Origin of the sequence: Roseibium sp. FZY0029, assembly GCF_036350355.1 — a bacterium.
Classification (GTDB): domain Bacteria; phylum Pseudomonadota; class Alphaproteobacteria; order Rhizobiales; family Stappiaceae; genus Roseibium.
Window position 1 is genome coordinate 223,511 of the sequence record NZ_JAZDVZ010000009.1, and the last position, 12,486, is coordinate 235,996.

At 58.5% G+C, this 12,486-nt stretch carries 7 protein-coding genes; 2 read left to right on the forward strand and 5 right to left on the reverse strand.

Annotated features, from left to right (window positions below; genetic code table 11):
• Positions 1-4: 4 nt before the first annotated feature.
• Positions 5-1,492, forward strand: a complete 1,488-nt coding sequence (locus V1T76_RS23865; RefSeq protein WP_330563183.1) for an aldehyde dehydrogenase — start codon at positions 5-7, stop codon at positions 1,490-1,492.
• A gap of 8 nt (positions 1,493-1,500) precedes the next feature.
• On the forward strand, positions 1,501-2,736 hold the full coding sequence (locus V1T76_RS23870; protein ID WP_330563184.1) for a Tm-1-like ATP-binding domain-containing protein: 1,236 nt from the start codon (positions 1,501-1,503) through the stop codon (positions 2,734-2,736).
• A 239-nt stretch (positions 2,737-2,975) separates the two neighbouring features.
• Here the strand turns inward: V1T76_RS23870 and V1T76_RS23875 are convergent, their stop codons facing one another.
• The 5 genes from V1T76_RS23875 to V1T76_RS23895 all read right to left on the reverse strand — a co-directional run bounded on the left by V1T76_RS23875 (position 2,976) and on the right by V1T76_RS23895 (position 12,185).
• Positions 2,976-5,537: a GcvT family protein gene (locus V1T76_RS23875; protein ID WP_330563185.1), complete on the reverse strand. Its 2,562-nt coding sequence runs from the start codon at positions 5,535-5,537 to the stop codon at positions 2,976-2,978.
• 342 nt (positions 5,538-5,879) lie between these two features.
• A complete protein-coding gene (locus tag V1T76_RS23880; RefSeq protein WP_330563186.1) occupies positions 5,880-8,072 on the reverse strand; it encodes an EAL domain-containing protein in 2,193 nt (730 codons plus the stop codon).
• A complete protein-coding gene (locus tag V1T76_RS23885) occupies positions 8,047-9,933 on the reverse strand; it encodes a sensor histidine kinase (RefSeq protein WP_330563187.1) in 1,887 nt (628 codons plus the stop codon). The genes V1T76_RS23880 and V1T76_RS23885 overlap by 26 nt, the downstream gene beginning before the upstream one ends.
• Before the next feature lie 392 nt (positions 9,934-10,325).
• Positions 10,326-11,630: a glycosyltransferase gene (locus V1T76_RS23890; RefSeq protein WP_330563188.1), complete on the reverse strand. Its 1,305-nt coding sequence runs from the start codon at positions 11,628-11,630 to the stop codon at positions 10,326-10,328.
• Between the two features lie 15 nt (positions 11,631-11,645).
• Positions 11,646-12,185 carry a MarR family winged helix-turn-helix transcriptional regulator gene (locus tag V1T76_RS23895; protein WP_330563189.1) on the reverse strand — a complete coding sequence of 180 codons (540 nt, stop codon included), beginning with the start codon at positions 12,183-12,185 and terminating at the stop codon, positions 11,646-11,648.
• Positions 12,186-12,486: the final 301 nt, after the last annotated feature.

The following is a 12,486-nucleotide window of genomic DNA, read 5'->3' on the forward strand; positions in this document are numbered from 1 at the left end:
AAAGATGCTTGATCAGGCCGCAATCGATGCCTTGCGCAACCAGCCCGTTGGTGAGCAGGGGCATTTTGTAAACGGGGCCTTTGCCGGGTCCCGGAACGGGGCAACGCTGGAGGTGATTTCCCCTATCGACGGCAAGCCGCTGACAAAGATCGCAAGCGGATCGGCCGCCGATGTGACGCTTGCAGTTGAGAGTGCACGCAAGGCGTTCGAGGATGGCCGTTGGTCGAAAGCCGCTCCTGCGCATCGCAAGAAGGTTTTGCTGAAGCTTGCCGATCTGATCGAGGCGAAAGCGCTAGAGCTTGCCGTTCTCGGCGTGCGCGACAACGGCACCGAGATCAACATGGCCTTCAAGGCCGAGGCTTTGTCAGCTGCCGGGACCTTCCGGTATTACGCGGAAGCGCTCGACAAGATCTATGGCGAGATCGCACCGACTGCGGATAATGTGCTGGGACTCATCCATCGGGCGCCTGTCGGGGTGGTTGGAGCTATCGTTCCCTGGAACTTCCCGCTGATGATCGGTGCCTGGAAGATTGCGCCGGCGCTCGCAATGGGAAATTCCATCGTGCTGAAACCGGCGGAAACAGCCTCGCTCAGCCTGCTCAGGATTGCCGAGCTGGCGTCAGAGGCAGGGGTTCCTGACGGTGTCTTCAACGTCGTGACCGGACCGGGTGCCGTCGTCGGTGAGGCTTTGGCCCTGTCGATGGACGTCGACATTCTGGTCTTTACCGGGTCCGGGGCAACCGGGCGACGGCTGCTGGAATATTCCGCCAGATCCAACCTGAAGCGCTGCTATCTGGAACTGGGTGGCAAGTCCCCCAACATCGTCTTCAATGATACGGCTGATCTGGCGAAAGCAGCCAAGGTATCGGCGGCGGGGATCTTCCGCAATTCCGGGCAGGTCTGCGTCGCCGGGTCGCGCCTCCTGGTGCAGGAGGACATTCACGACGATTTTGTTGCCGCGATCTGCAAGGAAGCGGAAGCGCTCAAGGTCGGCGATCCGCTGGATCTTTCCAGCCAGATCGGCGCGGTCCATTCGATAGGCCAGTTGGAAGCCAACCTGAGGTTCGTGGAGACAGCGGAAACCGAAGGTGCGGAGCGCCGTACCGGGGGAATACGGATCCTGACTGAGACCGGCGGCTATTACATGGCGCCCACCGTCATGACCGGGGTCAAGTCTCAGGACACGATTGCGCAAAAGGAAGTGTTCGGACCCGTTCTGGCTGTGACGGCCTTCAAGAACGAGGAAGAGGCCATCCGGATCGCCAATGGCACTGAATACGGTCTCGCCGCCGGCATCTGGACATCCGATCTCGGCCGGGCGCATCGGATGATTGCCGGTGTCCGGTCCGGCGTCATTCATGTGAACACCTACGGCGGTTCGGACATGACCGTGCCGCTTGGCGGCATGAAGCAGTCCGGCAATGGTCACGACAAGTCGCTGCACGCACTCGACAAGTACGTCGACCTGAAGACAGCCTGGATCCAGCTCTGAGGATAGACATGACCAAGACGATCCTGTCCATCGGGACCTACGACACCAAGAATGCCGAACTGGAATTCATAGAGCAGACCATACGCGATCAGGGCGGCGAGGTGCTGACGATGGATGTCAGCGTGCTGGGCGATCCAGCCAGACCGACCGGCATTTCCAAGCATGAGGTTGCCCATGCAGGCGGCATGTCCATCGAGGACGTGATCGCTCAAGGCGATGAAAACAAGGCATTTCAGGTGATGGCGCAGGGGGCGGCAAAACTGGTAGCCGACCTTTATGCGCAGGGCCGCATTGACGGCATGATTGCGCTCGGCGGGACCATGGGAACGGATCTGGCGCTCGATTGTGCGCAGGCGCTGCCGATGGGTGTGCCGAAATTCATCGTCTCCACGGTCAGCTTCTCGCCGCTGATCCCGCCGGAGCGGCTGGCGCCGGATATTCAGATGATCCTGTGGGCCGGTGGTCTTTACGGTCTCAACGAAATCTGCAAGTCGTCGCTGGCGCAGGCCGCGGGCGCCGTGTTGGGTGCTGCCAAAGCCGCGCAGATGCCGGATCGCTCAAAGCCACTCGTCGGCATGACATCACTCGGCTCCAGTTGCCTGTCCTACATGAAACTGCTGAAACCGGCACTGGAAGAGCGTGGTTATGAGGTGGCCGTTTTCCATTCCACCGGCATGGGCGGCATGGCTTTCGAGAGCCTTGCACGGGAAGGGGCCTTCTGCTGCGTCATGGATTTCTGCCTGCAGGAATTCGGCAACCTGCTGGCCGGGTCTCTGGTCAGCAGCGGGCCGGACAGGCTGCAGAATGCGGGCAGGCAGGGTACACCTCAGATCGTGGCGCCGGGCGCGCTTGATCTTGTGGACTTTGCAGGCTGGCAGGATATCCCGGCGCAATATGCCGACCGGCCCTTCCACGAACATAACCGGCTGATCAAGAGTTCCGTCTTCAACCCGCAAGAGCGTCGCCAATGGGCAAACGCACTTGCCGACCGGCTGGAGGCGGCCAAGGGGCCGACCCATTTTCTGTTGCCGCTTGGCGGTATAGAGGCCTGGGACAGGGAAGGCGAGGAAGCGCATGATCCGGAGGGCCTAGCGGCCTTCATCGATGAAGTCAGGACAGTCTTTCCCGGCCGTGTCGAGATGAGTGAGGTGTCGGCCCATATCAACGATCAGGCTTTTGCTGATGCAGCGCTTGGCATCTTCGACAGATGGGTTGATGAGGGGATCATCGTCCGGGGCGGGTGAGGCCGCCGCATCGGGCTCAAACGGTTAAAAGCGCCGGCCAGAGCATGTCGCGTTTACCGGAAAAATCCTGCATCGCTTTTTGCGGTGAAATCTCTGATTTCAGGCAGCGAAAAACGAGTCCGATAAAACGAGATTTGCTCTGGCCGGCGCTTTTTTGGGGCGTGTGATGGGGCTTTTGCTTGTTGTTGTGATCTGACGTCAGCCCGTGGCAAGTCGTTGCTTGCCACGGGCCTTGTTCATCAGGACCGCGGCTTCAGGTTTTCCGGATCGTAGAGCGGCTGATAGCCGACACCGGCAACCTCGACCGGGTAGGTCTCCGAGAAATACTCGACATTCAACTTGCGGCCGACCTGACAGTATTCCTGCGGTAGGTAGGCAAGAGCGATGTTCTTGCCGATGGTCGGGCCATAGGCGACCGAGGTCGTGTAGGAAATACGGCCCAGGCTATCGACCAGGGTCTTGCCCGTGTCCGGATCCTGCACCGGCATGGCACCGACCGGGTAGCGCTTGACGCCGTTTGCGTCGGTGTTTTCAAGCATCACCAGGGTGCACAGCATGGCCGGCTGCTTGTCGCGTTCCCGGTATTCGACGTGCTTTGCCTTGCCGCGGAAATCCGCTTCCTTGACCTTCGGACGGGCCAGATCAGCCTCATAGAGGTTGTACTGGGTCAGAAGGTCGGCGTTCTGCAGGCGCAGGGATTTTTCCATGCGGCGCGAGTTGGCGTAGGTTTCGACACCGACCGCGATGACACCTGTCGACCGCAGAGCGTCCCAGACGGCCAGGCCGTCTTCGTATTTCATGTGCAGTTCCCAGCCCTGTTCACCGACATAGGACAGGCGCAGGGCCATGACGGACTTGCCGGCGATTTCGATCTGGCGAATGCCCGCGAAGGGGAAGTTTTCCGGATCGAGTGCTGCAGGGTCGGCAACCACTTTCTTCAGGTTCTCGCGGGCGTTCGGGCCCCAGATGCCGATGGTGGTGTACTGTTCGCTGACGTCGGTCACCGTGACGTCGAAGCCTTTGTCCTCGGCGACGCGCTTCACATAGTGATAGTCGCGCGGACCGGCGTCGGCGCCGTCGACGATGCGGCAGCGGTCGGCCATGCGGAAGACCGTGAGGTCGGCACGCACGTTGCCTTCGTCATCGAGGAAGTGGGTGTAGATACCCTTGCCGATGTTGGCATCGCCGCCGATCTTCGCGGCACACAGCCATTCCAGAAGGTCCACGTGGTCCGGGCCTTCAACGTCGAACATGTAGAAGTGCGACAGGTTGATGATGCCGCAGTTTTCGCTGAGTTCGAGCTGCTCGGCGTTGGAAACGCGCCAGAAATGGCGGCTGTCCCATTCGTTTTCGCGGACCGGAACCCGGTCGCCGTATTTTTCCAGCAGATGCTCGTTGGCGGCATACCCATGCGCGCGCTCCCAGCCGCCCAGTTCCATGAAATAGCCGCCGAGTTCGACCTCGCGGTCATAGAACGGAGACCGCTTGACGCTGCGGCTGGTCAGGTAGGGCTCACGCGGGTGGATGGCCGGGAAATAGATCTTCTGTGCAGCTTCGTAGCAGCGGTCCTCGATGTATTTCTCGGTGAGCTGATGGGAATAGAAGCGCGAATAGTCGATGGACGCGTGGTCTATTTCGGTCCGGCCATCGGTGATCCAGTCAGCCAGCAGCTTGCCGTAGCCCGGTCCGTCCTTGACCCAGATGGCAACGCAATACCACAGGCCGCGCACTTTCTGGCTTTCGCCGCAGGACGGGCCGCCGGCGGCGGACACCTGCAGGAGGCCGTTGAAGGAATGGCTTTCGTTGTAGCCGATCTCGCCCAGTATCGGGGTCAGTTCCATGGCGCGCTCCAGCGGCTCCATGACCTGTTCCATCTCCAGGTCGCGCTGGGAGGGGGACAGGCGGGCCTGATCCTTTTCCAGGAGATCGCGCGGGTGGCACATGCGCGGGTGGGTCGGCTCGTAGTACCCCCACTCGATCTGGCCGCCTTCGGCGGTCTTGGGATCGCCCGTGTCGCGCATATATGCGGAGTTGCCCTGGTCGCGCAGCAGCGGATAGCCGATATCCTTGCCGGTGCCCGCGAATTCATTGTACGGGCCGAAGAAGGTCAGCGGGTGATCGACCGGCATCACCGGCAGGTCTTCGCCGACCATTTCGGCAATCAGGCGGCCCCACAGACCGGCGCAGACGATGACATGATCGGCCATGATCGTGCCGCGATGGGTCTTCACGCCCTTGATGTGGCCGTCCTCGACGATGAGGGACTGGGCAGGGGTGTTGGCAAAGGCTTTCAGCTTGCCGGTCTTCTCGCCTTCATCGACGAGCTTGCCGGCAACTGTCTGCGAGCGCGGAATGACAAGGCCGGCATCCGGATCCCACATGCCGCCCTGGACCATGTCCTCTTCGATCAGCGGGAATTTTTCCTTGATCTCGGCCGGGGTCACGAGGCGCACATTGGTGCCGAAGGCCTTGCCCGAAGTCACCTTGCGCTTGATTTCCTCCATCCAGGTGTCGTCGCCGGTGCGTGCGACTTCCAGACCGCCGACGCGGGCGTAGTGGCCCATCTTGTCGAAGAAATCGATGGAATACTGGGTGGTCCAGACGGACAGATAATCGTGGCTGGTGGTGTAACAGAAGTCGGAGGCATGCGCCGTCGAGCCGATGTCGGTCGGAATGCCGGACTTGTCGATGCCGACAATGTCGGTCCAGCCGCGTTCGATCAGGTGATGGGCGATCGACGCGCCGACAATACCGCCGAGGCCGACGATGACGATCTGTGCCTTGTCAGGAAACGCTGACATGTCTCATTCCTTTTTCATCGACCGGAACGCAATCGGTCTGCTTCCGGTCCGTGCACCTGCACCGGATCTCCGTTTGTGGCGGCAGTATTGCGACTGATCGAAAGGCAAAATAGCGTAATTGCGTCATGGGGCATTATCGCCACGACACGCTGGCTCAAATCACGGGTTCTCCAGGCGCAGGACTGTCCAGACAAAACGTCCACCCGCGCGTTGTCCGGCATGGAAATCCAGGAAAGGTAATTTGCCGGTTGGCCGAACAGGAGTTGCCGGAGCGGTTGCTCCGGTCGACTGTTCGCCAAGTCGTTTCCCGCACTGGGCCGACGCCCGTCCTTGTCCCGATTTTCAGAAGGAAAAGACCTCGATGGGGCAGGGCTTTCCATAAAGGTATCCTTGCCCGATCGTGCAACCGAGAAGTTTCAGAGCCTGTTCCTGTTCGGGTGTTTCGATGCCTTCGGCAACGCATTGCAGGTCCAGCGTCTTTGTGGTCGACAAAATGATTGCCGCCATGCTGCGCCGGGCGTTGTCCATGGTCAGATAACCGACAAAGCTGCGGTCGATTTTCAGAACGTCAACGGGCAGGTCTTGCAACTGCGACAGCGAGGAATATCCGGTTCCGAAGTCATCGAGTGCGATGGTGCCGCCCGCATGGCGCAACATCTCAAGCTGCGATATCGCGGTGCCCTGGTTTTTCATGGCGATTCCCTCGGTCACCTCGAATTCGAAGATTTCAGCAGGCAGGCCTGTCTTTTCGATCGTTTGCAGAAGTTTTCTGGCAAATCCAGGCAGGTTGAGGTCGTACATGGACAGATTGATCGATATCTTGAGCCCCTCTTTGCGGACCGTCGCCTTGAACCATTCAGCTGATTTCTGCACGACGATATCGGTCAGGGCGGCCGTTGTGCCGATGGATTCCGAGATGGGGATGAATTCTCCCGGCATGATCAGTTCGTCGCCGTACTGCCAGCGGACGAGGGCTTCCGCTCCAATGCAGGTCTTGCTTTCAAGGTCGATCTTGGGCTGCATGTAGACAAGGATGCCGTCATGCTGTTCGACAGCTTTTTTCAAGGCACTCTTCAGTTTGTTCTGCCGTTCGATGTCTGACCTTAACTTCTGATCGTAATAGGTGACCTTGCCAACGCCCGCCGCCCGTTCATGAAGCAAGGCGGCTACCGCCTCGCGAAGGATTTCCAGGGGAAGGGTTTCGTGCTTTTCGAGGTTCCGGAACAGCATCCGGCAACGGGGAGCGATCTCCATGCCTTCGATCATGTAGCTTTGGTGCAGAAATGCCTGGAGATCGTCACTGGATAGCTGATCAGGGTCGCCCAGGATGGCAAGCGTGCCATCACCAACCCTGGCGACGATTTCCAGCCCCCTGAGCCGTGACAGCGCCGCATGCATCTGGCGCAGGCACTCCAGTGCCATGTGCAGACCGTGGTCTGCGATCAATTCGTCGAAACGGTCGATCTGGATCAGCCCCAGGCCCAAGGGTGTTTTCGTGCGTTTCAGGCAGGCTTCGAAGGATCGATAAAAGGCGTTCAGATTGGGAACCTGAAGCGTGGTGTCGAGAAAGGCCAGTTCGTCCAGACGCTCGACAAGAGAGATATTGTCGAAAGCTATCTTGATGTTGCCGCAGTAGAGTTTCACCAGCGACATTTCGGTTTCCGTTACGGGACCGTCAAGCTCGATCACCGCGACGAGTTTCCGGCGTGATCTGTTGCTGATCGAGAGGAAGAGGTGGTTTCCGGACAGCACGGCCCCCTCCTGGTCGATCAGAGAGCTCAGATCATCAATGAGCTTCTGATCGAGAACGTCGCTGACGCGTCTTCCTGAAAAGTGCAGGAACGGGCCAGCGGCACAGAGCATCTCACTTTCCAGCACAGAGCTGTCGGCCTGCCAGACGCAAACGAAGCCCTTTGGGCTGGTTTTTGCCAGCGTGGCGACCTGGAGCAGCATGCCCCAGGCAAACATTTCCAGATTGGTCGGCTTGAACAGCTGTTGGGTGCTCTTGATGATCATTTCGAGGCCTTTGCGGCTCGAATTGATCGCGCGATATTGATTGTAGGTGCGAAGGCAGGAGGTAACGACCGTGATCAGGTGATTGCGGCTCAGCTCCGTCTTGGTGCGATAGTCATCGATGTCGTATCGGGCAACGACGGAAAGCTCCGGCGCGACGCCAGGTTGCCCGGTTCGCAGGATGATCCGCATCTCCTCAAGACCGGCAGTGCGCATGTCGTGGATCAGGTCCAGGCCCGCTGTCTGACTTTCCATGACAACATCTATGATTGCCAGGGCGACATTATCGAACTCGGCCATTCTGGCGCGGGCTTCGGCTGCGGAATAGGCATGTAACAATTCGATCGGCCGGCCGAAAAACGTCTCGTTCGTCAAGGCGTAGAGGGTTGCCTCATGGACGTCCTTGTCGTCATCGACAATGAGGATCTTCCAGGGCGTTGCGGTGTGGCTCGAGCGGACTGACGAGCGCTCCTCCACCACTTCGAGCAGAAGGCTATCAGGCTGCTTGCTTAGGTTCGGCATCTACTTTTTCCTGTGCGTAGTCTGTCGCGCCATAAGGGGAGACCCTCGGGAAACGGATTGTCAGCGTCGCACCACCGCCCGGTGCGTTGGAGGCTGAGACTGTGCCTCCCAGAACGGATTCGACGATATTGCGAACGATGCTCAAGCCGAGTCCGTTGCCGCCGGAAGCGAGCTTGGTGGTGAAAAACTGTTCGAACACCTGCTGTCTCAGATCTTCAGGAATGCCCTGGCCGTTGTCGGCAACAACAAGTTCGATCTCGTCGGCGCCGACGGCCTTGCCGGTGATCGTGATCTGGCCTGACTGATCATCGCCAAAGGCATGCATCTGGGCATTGGTGATGAGGTTGATGAGCACCTGAGCCAAAGCGCCGGGAAAGGAAACGAGGTTGAGGTCGGGCTCTATCTTCCGGACGATGACGATCTTCTTGTTGCGGATTTGCGGCGAGATGCTTGCCAGAACATCCTGGACGCAGTCCTTGAGCTCGAATTCCCGTCGCCGTTCGCTGGTCTGATCCATGGCCATCTGCTTGAAGTGACCGATGAGATCGGCAGCTCGCTCGAGATTGCGCAGCAGAATTGCCATGCCGGAACCGAGATCCCTTTCAAAAACCTGTAAATCGGACCGAAGGATCTTGCCGGACTTGATCATCTCCAGAATTTCCTGAACGCGGCTGGAGAGTGTGCTGCCAACCAGGACAGCGCTGCCGATCGGTGTGTTCAGTTCGTGGGCGATCCCGGCCACGAGGCTCCCCAGGCTTGCAAGGCGTTCCCGGCGCATCATTTCCGCTTGCGCCGCCTCCTTGCCTAGCACCGCAAGGTGACGGGCGCCGGCTGCCTGCGCCCAGGCAAAGCAGATCGCGGCGAGCACAGCCATCAGCACTGCCGTGAGCAGCGCCGATGCGGCGTTCCAGCTGCCTGCAAGTGTCGGTGACCGGAGTTCTGAGAAGGCGATCAGGGAAACGTTTCTGCTTGTCGGGGTGATGTGCTCAGCCACGGAGGGCGCAGAACTTCCTTCCAAGATCGTGCGGAAAACGTAATGGACACCGTCCTGATCAAAGTCGCCGTCGCTGTTCTGAGTGATCCTGGACCAAAGCTGGGGATTTTCCGCGCCCAAACGGGTCTCCCGTCCGAACATGAATCCCCAAAGCCTGGAGTCCGGCACTCCCAGCAGCCAGTATCCGTCCATGTTTGCCAGCTGAATTTTGCTTGCCGTGGTCGCTTGCGTAACGTTCACATTGTTCAGCAAACTTTCCGCATTGATATTCATGACGAGAACGCTGCGCGTGCCAGTTTCGTCAGCCTGTAGCGGGGTCGCCAGACGCAGTACCGGCCGCCAGGGCGTTTCGATCTGTCCGTTTTCCACGTTCAGGTCTATAGGGGAAAAATAGATTTGCCCCGTATTAAGCTCCAGAGCCTCGTTGAAATAGTATCTGCCTGATTTTTCCTGAAGTTTCTCTTCCGGAACTTCATGCGGGCGACCGTTTGTACGGTCAACTCGAATGATTTCCTTGCCTTCGCCGCTGATAATACGAAGTTGCGCGATCGAAGACTTGTGTTCGGTAAAAGACATGAACCCCCGCAAGGTGGGCTGGTACATGTCCTCATTTCCCATAGCAAAATCGAGCAGCCTGTCGTCGTGCGACAGAATGTGAAGATCCGTCGCGAATGCCGACAGTTCGGATTGAATGATGGTTTCCGCGCGCTCCAATGCGGCCAGTATTGACGCCCGGCGCTCCTCGAAGTTCGATTTTTCCGACACGTAAAACGACGTCTGGAGAATGACAAACAGGAGCGCGGCCGCAAGCAGAAACCTGGATAGAAAGAACCTCGTTCGGTTAAATTTGACCAAGGTGTAGGGCATGGAGCTCTGTTTATTCTTCTGTGTTTCCTAAGCTGCGGTTGCTCCCATCATTTGTTAAACCGACAAAGAAGTTATTAATTTCGTAGAATAAACTGATTGGCAAATAGTATTTTCTTTGTCGTTGTTTGTGAATATTTCTATCGATGTTTTTAACTATGGTAATTCTTTCAGATGTTGTCCGGAAGGTCGGGAACAGTGTCCTGAGCCCGGTGTTGTTGCAAACTCCGGCGTCAGGGGATCTTGGCTGCCCGGTGAGCAAACCCCATCAGGTTCAGTTTTTTCAGGAAAGGAGCAGCCAACCGCTGGTGGTCCGCCGGGCGGCAATGGGACCCTGGCAAAACCCATCGGTTTCGCGCCTGGAGGCAAGACGTTGTGCTGGGAGGCTATCCGGCTTAAACGCCGCGCCAGTGCGGGTCAGACGGCTGCCTGCCGGTGGCTGGCCCTGTCGTGATTGGCCCGGTTTTGATTGAACCGGGAGCTGAGTGCGGCTGTGCCGACCAGCTCGACAGCTTGCTCAGCAATGCCTGAAGACGCAGGACGCAGCCAGACAGTTCATATCTTGAAACAACGGTGCGGCGGGCCGCCCTGCGCATTTCGTGCCGGCCAGCCGTTGTCTGCAACGCGGAGCAAACTTCCGCCGCAATGGCACCAGTGTCCCAGAAATCGACCAGTCTTCCGTCCACGCCGTCACGGACCACCTCCTGCACCGGAGCTGTTTTCGAGGCAATGATAGGTGCTTCGCAGGCCATGGCTTCCAGGAACGACCACGACAGGACGAACGGGTAGGTCAGATAGACATGGGCCGCCGACACCTGAAACAGAGACAGGAGATCCTTGTGCGGGATCTGGCCCAGAAAGTGGATCCGGTCCCCGGGTAATCCGGTTTCCTGAAGGAGCCTTGCGCGCCATGTCTCGCCGCGCGTTGGAGCGCGGCCGTAGCTGACGCCGTCGCCGCCTGCCACGACGAATGTGGCATCCGGGTTGTCGCGCGCAACCTGGGCGGCGGCCTGCATGAATTGCGGAAATCCCCGGTAGGGTTCCAGGTCCCGTGCCGCAAAGGTGACCACGGGGTCGCCTGCGCTCAGGTATCTGCCGTCCGGCAGACGAAAGCCGGCCATTGCATCGGGACGGGCACGGGTCGTGTCGATGCCTTCGTGTTGAACGACGATTTTGGACTGATATTCGGCGGGGTAACGACTTCTTTGCCAGGCGGTCGGGCTGATGCCGGCATCAAGCTGTTCCAGGGTGGAGAGCTGAATGGCATTGCGAAGTCTCATTGTCTGGCGTTGCTGCAGTGTCATTTCGTCGGACGGAGCAAAGCCGGCGTCTCCCCCCCGGGGCTGGAAGTAATATTCGCAAAATCCCACCGCAGGAACGTCCGGCAGGGCATCCTTGACGAACATCATGCCGCCCCAACCGATATGTCCCATAACGATGTCGGGCTTGCGCCCGGTCAGGCTCAGTCGGTGAAGGATGTCGGCGACTTTTCGGCCTGCCTCGATATAGGGCACCGAGGGCCGTCCGCCTGTACCGCCAGACGGATGCAGGCCGGCCTGATAGCGCAGAACGCGCAGGCCGGGCACCGGGCGATCCAGGGTTTCGCAGATGAGCGTTGCGGTCCAGCCGTCGGCGATCAGGCGCCGTGCAAGATGAACGAACTGACCGGGACCATGCCTGTGCACGAACACGATGTGCATGCGCCTACCCTTCGTTCAGAAACGGGACCCGTCCAGACGCATGGGAGACTGTTGAAGGTCTGTTGCCCAGAGAACCTCCAGCTTGCGCAGCAAGGCAAATGTATCCTCAAGCGCCCTGAGGTCCTTTTCGGAGCGGACGATCTGGTTCTGATTGACTTCGTCGGCAGCCTTGATGGCCCTGCAAAGCGTCTTGCCCTTGTCCGTCAGCCGGATGCGTGCGGAGCGCCTGTCCCGTGCCGAGGCTGTCCGGTCGACATAGCCGGACTGGACAAGTTGTTTGAGGCTGTAGGATGCGTTCGACCCCAGGTAGTGGCCGCGATCCATCAGGTCTCTCACCGACAGATCGTCATCCCCGATGGTGAACAGCAGCATGGCATGAGCGGGAGAGATGTCGTCCGCACCGATCCGGATCAGGTCGACGCGCAGACGGTCCAGATAGCGGCGGTACATCCGTTCGATGACTCTGACGAGCTCGAAATGGTTCGCCTGAGAGGCCAGGGCCGCGCTTCTTTCTCTTTCCTCGTATCCTGAATGATTGAGAGTTTCTTCAACCATAGGTTCAACTCGTGATACGTGCCCGTTCATTTCACTTGCTACGTCTTCCAAGACTTTGTGCATTTGCCCCAAACTCCCACCTAATTTCGAACTAAATTCGAAATAATCTCATCGCTATTCTGCTCCCTTTTTATGCATATTGATGCATTCATTAGTTTTGTTTTTGCATTTCTTCTCGTCGTCAATCGATTGCCATAATTAAAGTCACTAGATACCCCAAGTTAGTCTATAAGCTTTCGTCATTCCTATGGAAAAGATGTGTCGTTTTCTGGGCAAAATCGCTTTTTTTCGCACCTGCGAA